Annotated in this window: 18 protein-coding genes; 3 read left to right on the top strand and 15 right to left on the bottom strand. The window is 64.9% G+C overall.

Features of this window, described 5'->3' with window-relative positions; translation table 11 throughout:
* Positions 1 to 209 precede the first annotated feature (209 nt).
* Positions 210 to 1,403, top strand: a complete 1,194-nt coding sequence (locus tag ACVJ5M_RS02325; RefSeq protein WP_063979973.1) for an ABC transporter substrate-binding protein — start codon at positions 210 to 212, stop codon at positions 1,401 to 1,403.
* A 158-nt stretch (positions 1,404 to 1,561) separates the two neighbouring features.
* On the opposite strand, the gene ACVJ5M_RS02320 is transcribed toward ACVJ5M_RS02325, so the two are convergent.
* Genes ACVJ5M_RS02320 through ACVJ5M_RS02305 form a run of 4 tightly spaced genes read right to left on the bottom strand, consistent with a single transcriptional unit; the run spans position 1,562 to position 6,160 of the window.
* Positions 1,562 to 1,948: an MAPEG family protein gene (locus ACVJ5M_RS02320; RefSeq protein WP_063979972.1), complete on the bottom strand. Its 387-nt coding sequence runs from the start codon at positions 1,946 to 1,948 to the stop codon at positions 1,562 to 1,564.
* Positions 1,949 to 1,975: 27 nt separating this feature from the next.
* The gene (locus ACVJ5M_RS02315) at positions 1,976 to 3,058 is read right to left on the bottom strand and encodes a lipocalin-like domain-containing protein (protein ID WP_063979971.1); all 1,083 of its coding nucleotides are present in this window, start codon (positions 3,056 to 3,058) and stop codon (positions 1,976 to 1,978) included.
* Positions 3,048 to 5,510: an FtsX-like permease family protein gene (locus ACVJ5M_RS02310; protein ID WP_063979970.1), complete on the bottom strand. Its 2,463-nt coding sequence runs from the start codon at positions 5,508 to 5,510 to the stop codon at positions 3,048 to 3,050. The genes ACVJ5M_RS02315 and ACVJ5M_RS02310 overlap by 11 nt, the downstream gene beginning before the upstream one ends.
* Positions 5,507 to 6,160: an ABC transporter ATP-binding protein gene (locus ACVJ5M_RS02305; protein WP_231143709.1), complete on the bottom strand. Its 654-nt coding sequence runs from the start codon at positions 6,158 to 6,160 to the stop codon at positions 5,507 to 5,509. Before ACVJ5M_RS02305 ends, ACVJ5M_RS02310 begins: the two co-directional genes overlap by 4 nt.
* A 146-nt stretch (positions 6,161 to 6,306) precedes the next feature.
* On the opposite strand from ACVJ5M_RS02305, the gene ACVJ5M_RS02300 reads away from it, so the two are divergent.
* Positions 6,307 to 7,644 carry an MFS transporter gene (locus tag ACVJ5M_RS02300; protein WP_063979969.1) on the top strand — a complete coding sequence of 446 codons (1,338 nt, stop codon included), beginning with the start codon at positions 6,307 to 6,309 and terminating at the stop codon, positions 7,642 to 7,644.
* Between the two features lie 189 nt (positions 7,645 to 7,833).
* Here the strand turns inward: ACVJ5M_RS02300 and ACVJ5M_RS02295 are convergent, their stop codons facing one another.
* The 11 genes from ACVJ5M_RS02295 to soxX all read right to left on the bottom strand — a co-directional run bounded on the left by ACVJ5M_RS02295 (position 7,834) and on the right by soxX (position 17,436).
* Positions 7,834 to 9,549: an N-acyl-D-amino-acid deacylase family protein gene (locus tag ACVJ5M_RS02295; RefSeq protein ID WP_231143707.1), complete on the bottom strand. Its 1,716-nt coding sequence runs from the start codon at positions 9,547 to 9,549 to the stop codon at positions 7,834 to 7,836.
* 188 nt (positions 9,550 to 9,737) lie between these two features.
* Positions 9,738 to 10,946 (bottom strand): MFS transporter, encoded by a 1,209-nt coding sequence (locus tag ACVJ5M_RS02290; RefSeq protein WP_063979968.1) that lies wholly within the window; start codon positions 10,944 to 10,946, stop codon positions 9,738 to 9,740.
* Positions 10,947 to 11,228: 282 nt separating this feature from the next.
* The gene (locus ACVJ5M_RS02285) at positions 11,229 to 11,396 is read right to left on the bottom strand and encodes a hypothetical protein (protein ID WP_187387843.1); all 168 of its coding nucleotides are present in this window, start codon (positions 11,394 to 11,396) and stop codon (positions 11,229 to 11,231) included.
* 81 nt (positions 11,397 to 11,477) lie between these two features.
* Positions 11,478 to 12,515 carry an MBL fold metallo-hydrolase gene (locus ACVJ5M_RS02280; protein WP_063979967.1) on the bottom strand — a complete coding sequence of 346 codons (1,038 nt, stop codon included), beginning with the start codon at positions 12,513 to 12,515 and terminating at the stop codon, positions 11,478 to 11,480.
* Between the two features lie 294 nt (positions 12,516 to 12,809).
* Positions 12,810 to 13,265, bottom strand: coding sequence for a DsrE family protein (locus tag ACVJ5M_RS02275; RefSeq protein ID WP_063979966.1), 456 nt, complete (start codon positions 13,263 to 13,265; stop codon positions 12,810 to 12,812).
* Complete coding sequence (gene soxB / locus ACVJ5M_RS02270; protein WP_063979965.1) at positions 13,262 to 15,013, bottom strand: thiosulfohydrolase SoxB; 1,752 nt, start codon at positions 15,011 to 15,013, stop codon at positions 13,262 to 13,264. Before soxB ends, ACVJ5M_RS02275 begins: the two co-directional genes overlap by 4 nt.
* Positions 15,014 to 15,069: 56 nt before the next feature.
* Positions 15,070 to 15,375, bottom strand: a complete 306-nt coding sequence (locus ACVJ5M_RS02265) for a hypothetical protein (protein ID WP_063979964.1) — start codon at positions 15,373 to 15,375, stop codon at positions 15,070 to 15,072.
* The gene (gene soxA, locus ACVJ5M_RS02260; protein ID WP_063979963.1) at positions 15,372 to 16,235 is read right to left on the bottom strand and encodes a sulfur oxidation c-type cytochrome SoxA; all 864 of its coding nucleotides are present in this window, start codon (positions 16,233 to 16,235) and stop codon (positions 15,372 to 15,374) included. The genes ACVJ5M_RS02265 and soxA overlap by 4 nt, the downstream gene beginning before the upstream one ends.
* Positions 16,235 to 16,546, bottom strand: coding sequence for a thiosulfate oxidation carrier complex protein SoxZ (gene soxZ, locus ACVJ5M_RS02255; RefSeq protein ID WP_063979962.1), 312 nt, complete (start codon positions 16,544 to 16,546; stop codon positions 16,235 to 16,237). Before soxZ ends, soxA begins: the two co-directional genes overlap by 1 nt.
* A gap of 10 nt (positions 16,547 to 16,556) precedes the next feature.
* Complete coding sequence (gene soxY / locus ACVJ5M_RS02250; protein WP_063985941.1) at positions 16,557 to 17,042, bottom strand: thiosulfate oxidation carrier protein SoxY; 486 nt, start codon at positions 17,040 to 17,042, stop codon at positions 16,557 to 16,559.
* A gap of 37 nt (positions 17,043 to 17,079) precedes the next feature.
* Positions 17,080 to 17,436, bottom strand: a complete 357-nt coding sequence (soxX, locus tag ACVJ5M_RS02245; RefSeq protein WP_028151969.1) for a sulfur oxidation c-type cytochrome SoxX — start codon at positions 17,434 to 17,436, stop codon at positions 17,080 to 17,082.
* Between the two features lie 246 nt (positions 17,437 to 17,682).
* On the opposite strand from soxX, the gene ACVJ5M_RS02240 reads away from it, so the two are divergent.
* Positions 17,683 to 18,354, top strand: coding sequence for a DUF938 domain-containing protein (locus ACVJ5M_RS02240; RefSeq protein ID WP_063979961.1), 672 nt, complete (start codon positions 17,683 to 17,685; stop codon positions 18,352 to 18,354).
* The last annotated feature ends 34 nt before the right edge of the window (positions 18,355 to 18,388 follow it).

The following is an 18,388-nucleotide window of genomic DNA, read 5'->3' as shown; positions in this document are numbered from 1 at the left end:
CGGCGCGAGACAGGTAACTCCGAGCCTTCGCAAAGCTTCTCCCTGTGGTTATGGGTCCCGGGCTCGCGCTACGCGCGCCCCGGGACGACAGCGGTGGTTGGCGCGCAGAATCCCATACTAACGGCCTACGCCGAAATGGATGGGCAGGCGCGGGGTTCTTCACTAGTATCCGCGCGATTTCAAAACAGAAAACTGCTGGGAGCCAACATATGAAATCAGCACTTTTGGCCGCTGTCGCGACGTCTGCTCTGTTGCTGGCTGCGCCGGCCTTCGCGCAAGGCGTAAAGATCGGCATTCTCAACGATCAGTCCGGCGTCTATGCCGACTACGGCGGCAAATACTCGGTCGAAGCCGCCAAGATGGCGATCGAGGATTTCGGCGGTGAAGTGCTTGGCCAGAAGATCGAGATGGTCACCGCCGATCACCAGAACAAGCCGGATCTCGCCACGTCGATCGCGCGGCGCTGGTACGACGTCGAGAACGTGGACATGATCACGGAGCTGACGACCTCCTCGGTCGCGCTCGCGATCCACGAGCTCTCCAAGGAAAAGAAGAAGATCGACATCGTCGTCGGCGCCGCGACCTCGCGCCTCACCGGCGATGCCTGCCAGCCCTACGGCTTCCACTGGGCCTATGACACCCGTGCGCTCGGCGTCGGCACCGGCGGCGCGCTGACGAAAGCGGGCGGCGACACCTGGTTCTTCCTCACTGCCGACTATGCCTTCGGCTATGCGCTGGAAAAGGACACCAGCGAGATCGTCACCGCCAATGGCGGCAAGGTGGCCGGCTCGGTCCGCGTGCCGCTCAACTCGTCGGACTTCTCCTCCTTCCTGCTCCAGGCGCAGAGCTCGAAGGCGAAGATCGTCGGCCTCGCCAATGCCGGCCTCGACACCACCAACTCGATCAAGCAGGCCGCCGAGTTCGGCATCGTCTCCGGCGGTCAGAAGCTCGCCGGCCTCCTGATGACGCTCGCCGAGGTGAACGGTCTCGGCCTGCAGGCCGCGCAAGGCCTGGTGCTGACCGAGGGCTATTACTGGGACCTCAACGACCGCACCCGCCATTTCGGCGAACGCTTCTTCAAGCGCACCAGCCGGATGCCGAACATGATTCAGGCCGGCACCTATTCGGCGACGCTGAGCTATCTCAAGGCGGTCAAGGCCGCCGGCACCAAGGACCCCGACGCGGTCGCCAAGAAGCTGAAGGAGCTGCCGGTCGACGACGACTTTGCGCAGGGCGGCAAGGTGCTCGAGAACGGCCGCATGGTCCACGACATGTATCTGTTCGAGGTCAAGAAGCCGTCGGAATCGAAGAAGCCGTGGGACTATTACAAGCTGCTCGCAACCGTCCCCGGCGACAAGGCGTTCTTCGCCGCCAAGGACAGCGGCTGCCCGCTGACGAAGTGAGGCTCTCGTGTCCCGGACGCGCTGCAGCGTGAAACGCTGCTGCGCAGAGCCGGAACCCACATTTCTCCATGGGGCGAGACCAGATTGGGTCCCGGTTCAGCGGCGCGGCGTTACACGCTGCACCGCGCCCTGGAGACGGGCGCGCGTGATGCCGCGCCTCACACCATCCGCAACACCACCGCCCCCAATGCCCCCGCCCACAGCGCAATCGCCGCAATGCCCTGGATCGCAAAGCCCGGGCCGCGCTTTGCCGCCGCCTGCGAATAACCGATGAAGTAGACGATGCGGCCGATGATCCAGACCGCGCCGATTCCCGCTGCAATAGCGTCGCCGATATAGATCGCGAACAGCCAGAGCGCCGGCAGGAAGACCGGCATCCATTCCAGCGTGTTCGCCTGGATGCGGAAGGCGCGCTCGAAATCCGGATGGCCCGACATCGCCGGCACCTTGACCCCGGTCTTGGTGCGCGCGCGCGAGACGTTGATGCAGGTGAACATGTAAAATGCGATCGCCAGCAGCGTGACGAGGGCGGTGAGATGATACATCGCAGATCCTTTTGAGGAGGTCGCGCTTCAATAGCCGGTCAGCTCGAGATAGCCAACGCCGTCATGCGTGCCGGCAAAGCTGATCGGCCCTTCCCAATAGGAGAAGCCGGTCCCCATCCAGGCTTTTGGGTTAAGCGGCCTGCAGCCAATCGAGAATGATCGTGAGGGGATCGCGATCTGCCATTCCACCGGCAACTTGCGCCCCGCGATCTCGGCGGTCGCTTTCGGACTCATCTGGATATCGTCACCCGAAATCATCTGTGTGTCACCCGCGGCGCTGATCCAGTTGCCGAACGGATAGTCCTTGCCGTCCTTCTGGCGCAGCCGGTACAGCATCAGCTTGTCGCCGGATGCGAGATGTAGCGACAGCCAGTCCCAGCCGGTCTGGTCGGCATCGAGCGGCTGGCTGCTCCACTCGCGGTCCATCCAGGCCTGGCCCGAGACATCGACGGATTTGTCGTCGATCGTGAGGCTGCCGCGGGCGCGGTAGAACGGCTGGCTGTAATAGTAGGACGCCTGCCCGCGTTCGGACTTGCGGCTGTAGCCGTGATCGCCCTGCAGCACCACGGGACGATCGGCCTCCAGTGTGACCGAATAACTGAAGTCGGTGCCCGAAGCCTTCAGCGTCAGCGGCGCCAACGTGCGATCGTCGGTGCGCTCGGATTCTTTCATCTCCCAATCGTCGATCCACGCCGCAAATGGCTTTGCAGTGACGCCGGCCTGTCCAATGCCGCCGCGCGAAAACACCTCGTTGAAGCGGTGGGTGTCGGCGCGCGTCACCGCCGCATGCGCCATCCAGATCTGCTGATTGGCCCAGCCCTCTCCTTGCGGCCCTGGCCGCGCCGCCTGGCGGAACAGCGTAAATTGCAGGCCGCAAGCCGCTCCGCTGCTATCGACGAGGTTCGCGGTGAGATACCACCATTCGATGCGAAACTCCGGATGCGGGCCGTGATCGGCCGGGAAGCTGAACGTCTTTCCCGGCGTCACCTTCGCAAAGCCGTCGGCGGTCTCGCCGAGCCCGGCATAGCCTTGCGCGCCAGCACGGCGGGCCGCCGCGAGGGCGGCGATGCCGCCGGCGAAGGCGCGCCGCGAAATCTTGTCAGCGCTCATTGGCAAACACCTTGACGAGGCTCGCCGGCTGCATCCGCGCCAGTCGTATCATCGGCAGCAGCGCGGCAAGCAGCGAAGCGATCAGCGCGACCGCGACCAGCTCCACCAGCTGCAGCGGAAACACGTGGAACGGCAGCCGCCAGCCGAACGCCTTCACATTGACGATCGCGATCAGACACCAAGCCACCAGCAATCCGAGCGGCACGGCCAGCAGGGAGGTGAACAGCGCAACCGACAATGTCTTGGTCAGTTCGATCGCGGCAAGGCGCGGCCGGGTGATGCCGATCGCCCACAGCGGCGCGAGCTGCGGCAGGCGGGAATTCGCCAGTGTCAGCAGGCTGGTCAAGAGCGCAATGCCGGCCACGCCGAGCGTGAAGGCATTCAGCGCCGACGTCACCGCAAAGGTGCGGTTGAAGATCCGGATCGATTCCGCCTTCACTGTTGCCTGATCCGCGACGCTGCGGTCGTCGAGCGCGAATTGCTTCTGCAACGCCGCGATCAGGCCGGGGATATTTTCCTTCGCGACGATCAGGCCGATCCGCGTCTGCGGCGTCTGCGGGAAGTGCCGGATCAGCGCCGCGACGTTGACGGCGAGCTGCCCCTTGGGGTTGCCGTAATCGGCATAGATGCCGGCGATGTCGAGCTCCCAGGTGCCGCCGGGCGCCGGCACCTCGATGACATCGCCGACGCGGACGTTGAGGCGGCGGCTCAGCTGCTCGCTGATGAAGGCGGCATTGCCGGGCACGAGCTGGGTCCAGGCGCGCGGCGCGGTCTCCAGCAGTGGCCAACGTTCGCGATAGAGCGCATGATCGGGCAGGCCGAGCAGCTCGACCGGCTGCCCCTGAACCTGCGTATCGGCGCGTCCGCCCGACAGGATCGCCTGCACGTCGCTGCGCTCCTTCAGCCAGCTCCGGATCGCGACGCCTTGCGCATTGTCGGAGGCGCTGATGTAGACGTCGGCGGCAAGCCGCCCGTTGAGCCAGCCGACGAAGGTGCGGCTGAAGGTCTCCACCATGGTGGACACCCCGACATTGACGGCCAGCGCGAGCAGCAGCGCCATCAGGGCCAGCGACAAGCCGGAGAGCTGTTGCCGGCTGTCCGCCCAGAACCACAGGGCCAGCGGCCCCTTCGCCCAGCGCTGGCCCACGAGCAGGATGATCTCGAGGAATGCCGGCAGGATCAGCGCCGCGCCGAACATCAATGCGGCCAGCACGCCGAATCCCGCAATCAGCGATTGCCCGTAGTGCAGCAGCAACAGCGCGACCGCAAACACGGCGCAGGCCGCGCCGCTCTGCAGGATCAGCCAGCGGCGCTGCCGCTGCTGCCAGGCGTACGGCTGCGCAGTCGCCAGCACCGGCATCCTGACCGCCTTGATCAGGCTGGTCGCGGCGGCCACGAGTGCACCCGCGATGCTGATGCCGATACCGGCGAGCCACCATTCGGAGCGCAGTGTGAGCTGTCCCGGGATCTGCGCGCCATACAGCCCGCGCAGCGACGCCGCGACGTCGGGCAACAGCGCAGCCGCGATGAAATAGCCGCAGACGAGCCCGATCAATCCTGCGACCAGCGCCAGCGCCACCAGCTCGACCACCAGCACCGTGTTGACCAGCCGCGCCGAGGCACCGCAGGCCCGCAACGTGCGCAGCATCGGCAGCCGCTGCTCGAAGGCGAGGCCGACGGCGGAGTTGACGATGAAGAGGCCGACGAAGAACGACAGCAGGCCGAAGGCGGTCAGGTTGAGATGAAAGCTGTCGGTGAGGCGCTCCAGCTCCGTCTCCGCATTCGGCTCGACCCGCTGCAACTTCTCGCCGACGATACTGGCCAGCGGCGCCGGCTTGCCCCTCGGCTTGCCGATCAAAAGCCACGACACCTGGCCCGGCTTGTTCAGGAGCCGCTGCGCGACGCCGATGTCGACGACGAGTACGCCGGACACGAGCTGCGGCAGCACGCGCAGCGGCGGCAATTTTGCGCCGTTGCTGATCGGCGGTGCCGCGCCTTCCTGTTCCTGCAGATCGCTCAGCGTCTCCCGCGCCACCAATGTCTGGCCGGGCGGCGCAACAAAACTGCTCAAATCCGAGGCGCCGAGGCGTGGCGCATTGCCGACGTCGGCCGGCATCGTGACCGGCTCGATGCCGAGCAGCCGCACCGAGCGCCCGTTGACCTGGACGCGGCCTTCCAGCACCGGCGAGACCGGCCAGCCCGCGCGGCGAAGTTTTATGAACAGCTCTTGCGAGAAGGTCGCGGCATCAGGCGCCACCAGCATCGCCGTGCGCACGCCGCCGAACGTCGCCGCCGCGCGGTCATAGGCATTGCGGGCCTGCTGGTTGATCGCCTGCACGCCGCTCCACAGTGCGGTCGCCGCGATCAGCCCGATCAGGAGCGTCGCGAACTGCATCTTGTGCCGTCGCCAGTGGCTCAGCAGCACCGCGAGGACCCACAGCGCGCGCCTCATGCGATCCGCCCCGCATGCAAGGTGACGTGGCGGTCAAGCGTGCCGGCGAGATGCAGGCTGTGTGTCACCATCAGGAAGCCGCAGCCGGTGCGGGTGACGAGATCGCGCGTCAGCGCCAGCACGTCGTCGGCGGTATCCTCGTCGAGATTGCCGGTCGGCTCGTCCGCGAGCAGCAGTGAGGGCTTTGTCGCCAGCGCCCGGCCGATCGCGACCCGCTGCTGCTGGCCGCCTGATAATTGCTCTGGATAACGCTTGAGCAGATTGCCGAGCCCGAGCCGCTCGATCAGCTCCTTTGACCATGCCGCATCGTGACGGCCGGCGATCCGCGCCTGGAAGGCGAGATTGTCGGCGACCGACAGGCTCGGGATCAGATTGTACTGCTGAAAAACCAGGCCGATCCGGTCGCGCCGCAGCTCGGCCCGGCCCGCGTCCGAGAGCTTGGTGACCTCGGTGTCCTCCAGGCGAATTGTGCCGTCGTCGGCGGCATCCAGACCCGCGATCAAGTGCAACAGCGTGCTCTTGCCGCTGCCGGACTCGCCGGTCAGCGCGACGCGCTCGCCGGCCTTGAGGTCGAGGTCGACGCCACGCAGCACATGGACCGGCTCGCCGGCCGAGGAGAAGGTCTTTGAGAGGTTTCGGATGCTCAGCAAGGTCAATGCGCCGGACGGAATTAACTCAATGCTGCGTAGCACACTTGCCGTGGAAATGCCGGGGTTGCGTTGGCCTTGAAGCCGTTGTTAGCTCCCAAAACGGCCAAATCAAAAACGTGCCGACAAAAAGACATACGGGGAGATTGATGAGCGCTCAGGGAACGCCCGACGTTGCGGGCAGGACGGCAGGGGAAACCAAGGCAACGCCGAAGGGCGCCTGGACCGTCACTTTTCTCCTCTTTCTCTTCATGGTGGTGAACTTCGCGGACAAGATCGTCGTCGGTCTCGCCGGCGTGCCGATCATGACCGACCTGAAGCTCGATGCCGAGCAATTCGGCCTGCTCGGCTCCTCGTTCTTCTTCCTGTTCTCGATCTCGGCCATCGTGGTCGGCTTCATCGTCAACAAGGTGCCGACGCGCTGGGTGCTGCTGACGCTGGCGGTGATCTGGGCGCTGGCGCAGTTCCCGATGGTGGGCACCGTCTCGTTCACCACGCTCCTGATCTGCCGCATCGTGCTGGGCGCTGGCGAAGGACCTGCCTTCTCGGTCGCAGCCCACGCCATCTACAAATGGTTCCCCGACGAGAAGCGCACGTTGCCGACCGCGATCCTGTCGCAAGGCTCGGCCTTCGGCGTCATCCTGGCCGTGCCGGCGTTGAACTGGGTCATCGTCAATCACTCCTGGCACTACGCCTTCGGCGCGCTTGGCGTCGTCGGCCTGCTCTGGGTCTGCGCCTGGCTGACGTTCGGCAAGGAAGGCCCGCTCGAGGATACGCAGGTTCTCGCCGTCACCGAGCCGAAAATCCCTTATGTGCAGCTGCTGACCTCGCGCACCTTCCTCGGCTGCGTGATCGCGACCTTCGGGGCCTATTGGGCGCTGTCGCTCGGCCTCACCTGGTTCACGCCCTTCATCGTCAAGGGCCTGGGCTTCTCGCAGAGCCAGGCCGGCTACGTCTCGATCCTGCCCTGGGTGTTCGGCGCGACCGTCGTCATCCTCACGGGGTGGGTCTCGCAGGTGATGATGGCGCGCGGCTACACGACGCGCATCTCGCGCGGCGTGCTCGGCTCGGTGCCGCTGATCATCGGCGGCCTGATCCTGGCGATGATGGCGCATGTGCAGGGTGCTGGCCTGCAGATCGCGCTGCTCGTCGTCGGCTCCGGCTTGTGCGGGGCGATCTACGTCGTCTGCCCGCCGATGCTCGGCGAGTTCACCCCGGCCTCGCAGCGCGGCGCGGTCATCGCGATCTACGGCGCGCTGTACACGCTGTCGGGCATCATCGCGCCGAACGTGATGGGCACCGTGATCCAGCGCGCCGGCAACATGGTTGACGGCTACCTGACCGGCTTCACCATCAACGCGGTGGTCATGGTCGGCTCCGGCGTCATCGGTCTGATGCTGCTCTGGCCGAACACGGAAAAGGCCAGGCTGACCCGCGGTGCGGCCCCGCAGGCCGCGGCGCTGAAGGGCGCGGTGTCGCCGACGTAAGGGGCGCGCTTTCTTACCCTCCCCTGGAGGGGGAGGGTCGATCGCGCGCAGCGCGAGCGGGGTGGGGTGATCCCTCCGCTCGGGCACTATTGGATGTGGAGAGACTGTCACCCCACCCCGCTACACATTCCGCTTCGCTACATGCGTAGCGACCCTCCCCCTCCAGGGGAGGGTAAGCGGCAAGCTCGCTTAATTCACCCCCTGCGCACCCCGGATCAACTTCCCCGGTCGCCTGCCGGTGGCCTCACCGTGCCGCCGCGTCACCACGCCCGACACGATCGTCGCGTCATAGCCGTCGACATCCTGCAACAGTCGCCGCCCGCCGACCGGCAGATCGTAATGCACCTTCGGCGGATGCAGATGCAGCCGGTCGTAGTCGATCACATTGACATCGGCCTTATAGCCGGGAGCAATGAGCCCGCGATCGGTGAGGCCGACCGAGAGCGCGGTCTTGCGTGACTGCGCGGCGACCACGAAGGGGATCGTAAGCTTCTCGCCGCGCGTGCGGTCGCGGGTCCAGTGCGTCAGCAGATAGGTCGGGAAGCTCGCGTCGCAGATGATGCCGCAATGCGCGCCGCCGTCGGAGAGGCCCGGCACCGATTGCGGATCGATCAGCATCTCGCGTGTCGCGTCGAGATTGCCGTCGGCATAGTTGAGGAAGGGCACGTAGAGCATGCCCTTGCCCTCATCCGACAGCATCGCATCGTAGGCGAGCTCTTCCGGCTGGCGGCCCTGCTTGCGCGCCTGCGGGCCCAGCGCGTTCTCCGGCGGCTGCTCGTAATCGGGGGGATCGCCGAGCAGGAACATCTTGTCGTAGTTGGGCCGGAAGAACAGCGGATCGTCGGTCGCGGTCGCCGTCTCGCTCAGGATCGCGTTGCGTACGTCCGGCTGATGCAGCCGCGCCAGGCGCTCCCTGAGCGGCAGATGCGCGATCGCCTTGTAGCTCGGATGGGTCTGAAATGGATTGCGCGACAGCTCCAGCCCAAGCAGCAGGCCGACCGGGCGCGCCGCGATCTGCGCGGTGATGGAAAGGCCGCGTTGTGCGGCCGCATTGATCTCGTCCAGCGTCTGGCGCCAGCGGTTTGGCGCCTTGTCGTTCTGCGTGATCGAGAACGAGATCGGGCATTTGGTGGCATCCGCCACCCGCAGCATCATCGGCAGATCCTCGTGGAGGGTGGAGAGGTCGAGCACGAATTGCAGCACGCTGCGGCCCTGGCTGTGCATCGCGCCGGCAATCGCGGTGAGCTCGTCCTCGCCGGCCTTGAGCGTCGGCGTGAAATCGCCGGTCGAGGTGCGGTGGTTGAGCGTGCGCGAGGTCGAGAAGCCCAGCGCGCCCGAGCGCACCGCCTCGCCCGCGAGCTTCGCCATCGCCGCATTGTCCTCGGCCGTTGAGGGATCGCGGCGCGCGCCGCGTTCGCCCATGACGTAGACGCGCAGCGCGGCATGCGGCAGCTGCGCGCCGACATCGATGTCGAAATCGCGCTTCGACAGCCAGTTCATGTAGTCCGGAAAGCTCTCCCACGCCCAGGGAATGCCGGCGCTCAGCACCGGCTCGGGAATATCCTCGACCCCCTCCATGAGCTGGATCAGACGGGTGTGGTCGGCGGGCTTGCACGGCGCGAAGCCGACACCGCAATTGCCCATGATCGCGGTGGTGACGCCGTTCTGCGACGACGGCGTGATGTCCTGGCTCCAGGTGACCTGGCCGTCATAATGAGTGTGCACGTCGACGAAGCCCGGCGTGACGAGCTTGCCGCGCGCGTCGATCTCTTCCTGTCCCTTCGCGGAGATCTTCCCGACCTCGGTGATCTTGCCGGCAGTGATGGCGACATCCGCCTCGAACAATTCGCCGCCGCTTCCATCCGCGACGGTGCCGCCGCGGATCACGAGATCAGGGGTGCTCATGATGTTTCTTCCCGTTTTGTTGTTTTACGTTTTTCTATTCGTCGTCCCGGACAAGCGAAGCGCAGATCCGGGATCCATAACCACAGGGAGCAGTGTTGCGAAGACTCGGAGTGACCAGTCTCTTGCCGCAATGTCTCCCTGGGGTTATGGGTCTCTGCGTTCACAGGGACGACAGTTGAATTTGTGGCTTAAGCCTTGGCTTGCGGCTTCCGCTCCGTGAACGGCGACAGCACCACGGTTGCGACCATGAAGATCACGGACGCCCCGAACACCCAGTGCGGCGCGCTCTGGTCCATGATCCAGCCGAACAGCAGCGGGCTGACGATGCCGCCGAGATTAAAGCCGGTGGAGACGATGCCGAAGGCGCGACCCGCGGCGCCAGGAGGCGCGGCGTTGCGCACTAGCATGTCCCGCGACGGCGCGATCACGCCGGAGAGGAAGCCCGCAGTCGCCATCGTGACGGTCAAAGCCCAGCCCGGCAGTGTCACCAGCGCGATCAGCAGCACGATCAGCGCATTTGCGGCAAAGCAGGCGGCTGCGACATAGCCATGGCGCTCGGTGTAATCAGCGAGGAAGCCGCCCGCGAGCACGCCCACAGCGCTGGAGCCGAGAAACGCCGTCAGCGCGACGTTGGCGGCGGAGTAGGACGCGCCGTAGCCGCTCATCAGCGCCACCACGCCGAAATTGTTGATGCCGGCGACCGACAGGCTGAGCAGCATGAACAGCGCGGTGAGCGTGATCAGCGCCGGCGTGATGACGGCCTGCTTGGGCAGGTTCGCGTTGCCCGGCTTGGTCTTGTGCGCGCCGGCATCGGGAATGTTCATGACGATCAGCAGCAGGGCCACCAGCACGGCGATCGCGCCCGACGCGATCAGCGCACCCGTGCCGCCGGAGACGGTGACGAGCGCCGCGACGATCGCCGGCGCCACGGCGCCGCCGAGATAGCCGGCAAAGGTGTGGACCGAGAAGGCACGGCCCATCCGCGCCTCATCCATATGCTCGGCCAGGATGGCGTAGTCAGCGGGGTGGTAGACGCTGTTGGCAAGACCCAGCAGTACCGCGCAGGCAATCAGCGAGGCATAGCTGAGGTGCAGGCCGAGCAGGATCAGCGTGAAGCCGCCGAGCGCGAGCCCGCCCAGCAGGATCTTGCGCGCGCCAAAATGGTCGACGAGATAGCCGGTCGGCGCCTGCGTCAGGCCGGATACGACCGCCGAGACGGTGAGCGCGAAGCCGAGCTCGATATAGCCGACGCCGAGCTGGCTCTTCAGGAACGGAAACAGCATCGGCAGGACCAGCAGATGGAAATGGCTGACCCAATGCGCGATCGAAATCCCGGTCAGCGTGCGCAGCGCGCTGTCCGCCTTGCCTTGTTGCGGTGCGGCGAGAACGTCGACCATTGCAGTTCCGTTTCACGTCCTTAAGCGGACGCGCAAACTATCGGGCAGAGCCGTTATTTGTCCATGAACGCGGGCGCATGGCAGGTAGCGCGGGTGGGGGAAGTGAGGGGCGTTAGGGCGCCTCCACGCACCCATAACCCAGGGAGCAGTTTGGCGGAGGATCGCTGCTCTGTACTGTGACCTGTCACAGTCGAGATATCACGCGGTATGGGTCCCTGCGTTCGCAGGGACGACAGCGGGGTGTGGGCAGCGCTAGCACGCGATCAAAATCCGCGGCCGCCCTCACAACGGCTCGTCATCCGAACCGTAGCGGTCGCGTTTCGGCGTCGCGATGTCGCCGTCGTCGTAATCGTCGTCGTCGAGCGGAGGCGAGGGCTTCTTCGCCCTGTCGTCCGCTTGCTTGTTATCAACGACTTTGGGCGGCTTGCGCGGCTTGGCGGTCTTGGCCATGGGTGATCCCGGATGGTGATGCGTCATCCGCTTCTACCCCAAAAATATGTGCGGTTCCTGACTTACCGCAAGAAGGGGGCGTCAGTGCACCACAGGCCCGCCCGCCTTCTTCCAGGCATCGATGCCGCCGGCGATGTGGGCAGTGTTGGAAAGGCCGGCTTCCTTGGCGGCGGCGACAGCCATCGCCGAGCGTTCGCCGAAGGCGCAGAAGAACACGACGCGGCGGCCGGTGGCGGCCGCGACCTCGCGCAGCATGCCGCCGGGCTTCAGGCTGTCTTCAACGGACGGGTAGGGCGTATGCAGCGCGCCTTCGAGCATGCCGTGCTTCATCCGCTCATTGGTCTCGCGCAGATCGACCAGCAGGATATCGGGACGGCCAAGCGAGCGGATCGCCTCGACGGCGCTGACCGCGCGGCCCTCTTTCTCCAGCTCCTCCTGATGCAGGCCGACATGCATGTTGGCGGGCACCGCGACGTCCATCATCTTCGGATTGGGCAGCTTCAGGTTCGCCATCAACTCGATATATTCGTCGACCGAACGCACCTGGAGCCGCGGATTGTAGCGCTTCTCCTCGCCGATGGTGGAGACGGTGTCGCCCTTGTAGTCATGCGCCGGGAACACCATCGTCTCGTCCGGCAGCTTGAGCAGGCGATTGAAGATCGAATCGTATTGCGCGCGCGACGAGCCGTTCTGAAAATCGGTGCGGCCGGTGCCGCGGATCAGAAGCGTGTCGCCGGTGAAGACGCGGTCGCCCATCAGATAGGAGTAGGAATCGTCGGTGTGGCCGGGCGTATACATCACGTCGAGCGACAGGCCCTCGATCGTCACCTTGTCGCCGTCGGCGACCCGCATCGCCACAACGTCGGCCTTGGTCTGGTCGCCCATCACGGTCATGCAATGGGTGCGGTCGCGCAGTTCGCCGAGGCCGGTGACGTGATCGGCATGCAGATGGGTGTCGACGGCTTTCACCAGCTTGAGGTCGAGCTCGCGCAGCAGCCGGCAGTAGCGATCGACCTTCTCAAGCACGGGATCGAGGATCAACGCCTCGCCGCCGGGGCGGCTGGCGAGGACATAGCTGTAGGTGCCCGAAACGCTGTCGAAGAGCTGGCGAAAGATCATGGCAAGACCCGGCGTGGAACTGGTTTCGAGGATTCTACTACGCCAGAGGCTGGAAAGAGAAGCAATTCACTGTATAGAGAGTGAAATTTAGAAAATTATTATTCTGCGTGATGGGGTGGGGGGCGGTTTTGCCGTAGGTCCTTGCCCCACCACCGCTGTCATCGCCCGCGAAGGCGGGCGATCCAGTATTCCAGAAGCCGTGGTGGGATACGGAGGGCCCGCGGCGTACTGGATTCCCCGCTTTCGCGGGGAATGACACCGAGGGTGGCGCGGCGCCGTGCCCCGACAAAAAGGTCAGGGCCGCACCACCGTGTACCCATTCTCCGCCAGGAACAGGATCTGCCCGACGCCCACCTGCACCGGCGTCGCAGTCGGAATGAACTCCGGCCGTCTTCCGGTCTCCCGCTCGATCGTGTCGACCGTGTTGAGGCAGATATCGAAGCGCACGCCCTGCACGATCAGGCTTTCGACCTGCTTGCGGCGCTCGCTGCCGGTGAACAGGAGATCAATGCCGGGACCGAACGCCACCACCTCGATCGCGACCTTGTCCGGATCGTAGGCCTTCAGGAGATTGTTGGCGACGCTCAGCACCAGCGCGTGCTTCTTCGCATCGCCGTCGGAGAGCTGAAGCACGATCTTGTGCTCGGCGAACGGCTTGTCCTGGAGCGGCACTTGCTGTGCCGAGGCCCATGGCGTGGCGAAGGCGAGCGCCGCCAGCAGCATCGCGCAGCAGATTTGCGATCGCATCATCCCTGTCCTGCAATGCCTGGATTGCCCTCGACGCCCTTCAGCGTCACGCCGGAGCCGAGCCGCTCCTGAAACATCCGGCCCGAGCGCAGATATTTGGCGACGACATCCCACACCGGTGCGCCCTGCTGGCCGTTGACCGAGGCCCAGCCCGCGACCTTGTAGCGGTTGCTCGCGCTGAGCGCCTTGCCGCCATTGAGCTTCAGTTCGGAGATGCGGCTGCCGATCGCAGCTGTCGGCGTGCAGGTGTAGCTGAGCCCGCCGGCGCGCACCATGTCGCCGCCCTGCTGGTAATAGGGATCGGGGTTGAAGAGGTTGTCGCAGATGTCTTCCAGCACTTCCTTGATCTGGGCGCCGGTCATCTCCTGCACATAGGTCTCGGGATAGGTGATCGCGGTTTCCGCGAGCACATCCTCCATGGTCAGCGGCTGGCCGGACAGTGCGGTGACGCCCCAGCGGAAGCCCGGCGACAGCGCGATCTCGGCATCGAGTTCGCTGCGCAGCGCGGTGCAGATCAGCTCGTCGACGGGGCCGGCGAAATTGTCGCGGCGATAGAGCAGGCGGTCGGGCGTTGCGATCTTCTCCGACCAGTCGGTCACATGCGGCGCACGCACCCGGCCGATCAGCTCGGCCATGCCGGGGTCGGGCTTCAGCAGCTCGGAATAGACCGGCAGCAGATGGTACCTGACATCGCCGACCTTGCCCTTGTCGAGCGCGAGATCGAGGACGCCCAGAAATTTTCCGTTGGAGCCGGCATTGGTGACGAGCGTCGTGCCGCTCGCGTTCTTCACCGCGATGGGCTGCGGGATCGCATCATGGGTATGGCCGCCGAGGATGACGTCGATGCCGGTGATGCGGCTCGCGAGCTTGAGATCGACGTCCATGCCGTTGTGCGACAGCAGGACGACCGCATCGACCTTCTCGGTGCCGCGCAAGGCATCGACATGCTTCTGCAACTCCTCCTCGCGGATGCCAAAAGTCCAGTCCGGCGTGAACCGCTTGGGATGCGCGATCGGCACATAGGGGAAGGCCTGGCCGATGATCGCAACACGATGGCCGCCGAGCTCCTTGATCATCGAAGGCTTGAACACGCGCCCGCTCGCCTTGTCGAAGGCGGGGGCGTCGTTGAACGCGGCCTCCTCGGTCAGGAAGACGTTCTGCGCCAGAAACTCGCCCTTGAAGCGCTCGAGATTGTCGCGCAGCGCCTGCTCGCCATAGGTGAATTCCCAGTGCCCGGTCATCGCCTCGATGCCGAGCAGATTGGCGACCTCGACCATGTCGCGGCCCTGCATGATGTTGGCAAGACCCGTGCCCTGCCAGAGGTCGCCGCCGTCGACGAGCACGGAGTGCTTTTCGCCGGCATCGCCGCGCAAGCGATCGATCAGTGTCTTCAGATGCGCGAAGCCGCCGAGCTTGCCGAAGCGGCCTGCGGACTTCTCGAACTCGAAGCAGCTGAAAGCATAGGCATCGGCGCTGTCGGAGCGGATCCCGAACCGTTCGAGGAAAGCGCGGCCAACCAGATGCGGCGGCCGTCCTGCCATCTCCCCGATGCCGATATTGACGCTGGGCTCGCGGACATAGACCGGGTTGAGCTGCGCATGCGTGTCGGTGGTGTGTAGGATGCGCGCATTGCCGAACCGCTCAAGGTCGTAAATGCTCGCGGTCTCGGCGCCGCGCGCGAGCCGCGGCAGGCTGAGCGATGTGGCGACAGCAGCGGTGCTCTTCAGGAAATCGCGGCGGCGGATGGCCATCCAGAAATTCTCCGCGCCTCTCAACGGCAATTCGACGGTTCCACGAGATTTTTAGTCTAGCGGATTTCCATCGCCTTCCACGCCTCTTTTTCTGACGTCGCCTGGAAGATCGAGGCCTTCGCCAGCGCCTCGGCCTCCTTCGAAGCGGCAACCGCGCGGTCGAAATCGCCGCCGTCGGCCGCCTTCTTGGCTGCCGCCAGCGCTGATACGGTCACGGTCCACTGGTTGCGCATGCCGGCTGCCTCCTTGGAGGCGGCCTCCGCAGCGGCATAGGCCGCCTTGTAGTCTGCCTCGTCTGCCGCGCGCGCTGCTGGCGCGAGGCTCAATGCGAGCAACATGGCGAGAGGAAGTGACAGCTTCATGGCCGCGCTCCCGGCCCTGAAATCGGCAGGCCGTTGGCGACGTAGGACAGGAAATATTCGACGTCGCGATATTCATCGGCCTGCGGCTCCAGCGGAACCGCGCGGGTCTGGCTGTTGCAGGTGACGAAGCGGCGGCTGGTGGTACCCATGCCGCTCCATTCGGAGCGGTAGATCGGCATCGCGTTCAGAATGCCGAGTGCCGGCGCCAGGATCTCGGCGCGGATGCGCTCGCCCGGGCTCTGCACATGGCAGCTCGCGCAGGAGAAATTCATCTGGCCGCGGCGCGTGTAGAAGTAGCGCTTGCCGTTCTCGTACGCGGCGAGCGCGCGCGGGTCGTCGGGAATCTTGATGTCCATCGGCTTGCCGCGCGAGGTGAACGCCATGTAGGCGGTGAGCGAAGCCATCTCGTCCTTGACGTAGGAGTAGGGCGCCTCGCCATTGGCCTCGCGGCAGCGGTTGAGCGCGAGCTCCAGCGTGACGACCTTGCCTTCCCCAGTGTCGAAGTAAGGATAGTTCTGGCGGATGCCGATGCCGCCGTTCGGGAAGCAGTCGGCATAGGTCTTGCCGTTCTTGAACGGGGTCGCGAACATCTCCTTGCCGGCGTCGAGCGCGAACTCGTAGGGCGCAAATTCCTCCTTCTCCTGCCACTGCCGCTTCATGTCCTCGTTCATCGAATAAGGACCGTTGACGAAATCGTCGTGCTTCACGGTCGGAAACTTCTGGAAGAAGAAGTTCTGGAACGCTTTCGCATCGGCAACGGGATCGACCTTGTCGGCCGCGATCACGCGCGGAGAGGTGAGGGCGAACGCGACCAGCGCGGCGCTCAACGAACCAAGCAGGAGATAGAAGCGGACATTCATCACGAAATCTTCGCGGTGGTCGTGTCCGACCCGCCCTTGTTGTCGGTCCAGGAGACCTTGAGGTCGTCGCCCTTCTTGGCGCCCTTGAAGCTGAACTTGACGTAGGGGTCCTTCGAGACCGCGGTGCCCCAATCGGCGACGAAGACATCCTTGCCGTTACATTCGAACTTCAGTCGCTGGATGAAGTGCGCCGGAATCACCTCGCCCTTGGAGTCCTTGACCAGGCCGGTGTCCATGGGGTGCTGGATCAGTACCTGCACCTCGGTGATGTCGCCGTTGGCGGTGGCGCGGACGCGAATGCTGGATGCCATCTAAATTCTCCTAACCGCCGCAGCCGCCGACTGTGACTTTGACTTCCTTCGTCGCGCTGTAGAGCTTGCCGTCGGCTTCCACGATCGCTGTCACGTTGGTGGTCTTGGCCATCTTCAGGCGGTTGGCGACAGCAGGGATCGTGCCATCGGGAATCTTGTAGCTCGCCGCGAGCGCGCTCGGATTCTCGGCCACGAAGAACGAGATCGAGGTGACCTTGTCGAGCGTCGTCGTCACCGAGATCGGCACCACGCCGCCGTTCTCGGCGATCTCGGGCGCGTCGAGCTTGACCTTGTCGGACGGCTCGGCGGTCTTGCCGTAGAGCGCCTTGATCGCGTCCGCCTCGCTCTTCTGCTTGAACGCTTCTTCCGGGTATTTGTCGTTGGCCGCCGCACGCGCGGGCGCGAACGGCAGGTTGCCGAGGCCGAGCAGCGCGACGCCGGCTGCGCCCTGAAGGATCAGGCGCCGCGTCGGATGAGGGCCGGTGGTGATGGTCATCTCGAATCTCCTGGACATTCTCTTGGCGTGCCGGCGGTCACAGGGTCTGGAGGAAATCAACGATCGCGCTGATCTCCTGCTCGGTCAAAATCCGGTTCCGGCCGAACGGCGGCATCATGGTCTGCGGATTGCGCTTGGTCTCGTCGAAGATGATCGCGACCAGCTCGTTGCGATCAGGGTATTTTGACTTGATGTCCTTGAGCTCCGGTCCGATCGTGCCCGGCAGGTCGCCGCCCTTGATGACGTGGCAGGTCAGGCAATTGCCCTTGCCGCGGTCGAAGGCGAGCTTCTGGCCATCGGCCACGGCGGATTGCGCCCGCGCGGGGCCTGCGGCAAGCCCGGCGGCGATCGCCAGCAGGACGTAAAGGACGGGCGTCCGTGGAAAGGCGGTCAAGGCGTCATTCCGAGGCGTTATGTCGATGATCTCGTTCGCGGAAATATAGTGTTCCAAAGCACAAAGGGCATCGGCTGACAATCAAGACTATGCGCGCGGCAAAATGGAGTTAATATCTTCCGCATTGCAACTAAAGAGCTTATTTGTCCGGCGGATTCGGGCCAGGGGTGCTGGCCGGCTGTTTTCGGGGCGTTTGGGCGCCCATCGTGTTTTTTTCCCGTTCTCGTTTTTTCAAGGGGACCTCAATTGGCTGAATATGTCGTCGAATTTGGCAGGGACGGCGGACGGGTGGAGTCGGATGGGCGGCTCGATGCACCGGCATTTCATCGCAATCACGAGCCGCTCTGGGCGGCGCTGGAAAAGCATCTCGCAGGCCTGACCGGCAATGTCGTCGAGCTCGGCAGCGGAACCGGCCAGCACGTGGTCCATTTCGCGCAGCACACGCCCGGCCTGATCTGGTGGCCGAGCGACCTCAACCAGCGCCACCTCAAGAGCATCGAGGCCTGGCGCGTTCATTCGGGCCTGCAAAACATCCGCTCGCCGCTGCGGATCGATCTCACCGACCCCGACTGGTGTCCGGAGATGCGAAGCGGGCAGGGCCCGACGAGCCTGGCCGCATTGTTCTGCGCCAACGTGATCCACATCGCACCATGGAGCGTGGCCGAGGGCCTGTTCGCCGGTGCCGGCCGTTACTTGCGGGCCGACGGCAAGCTGTTCCTCTACGGTCCGTTCAAGCGCGACGGCAAGCACACCGCGCTCAGCAACGCCGTGTTCGACACCTCCTTGCGCGAAGGCAATCCCGAATGGGGCGTGCGTGATATCAGCGACGTCGAGACGCTCGCCCGCGGAGCGGGGCTGAGCCTCGTCGATACGATCGAGATGCCGGCGAACAATCTGACGCTGGTGTTTTCGCGCTAAGCCACGAAGGCGGTGCGCTCCCTCCCCCGCAAGG

This window comes from Bradyrhizobium sp. S3.7.6 (genome assembly GCF_054061875.1).
The sequence above is the reverse complement of the archived record's forward strand: the minus strand, read 5'-3'. Positions and strand labels throughout refer to the sequence as shown.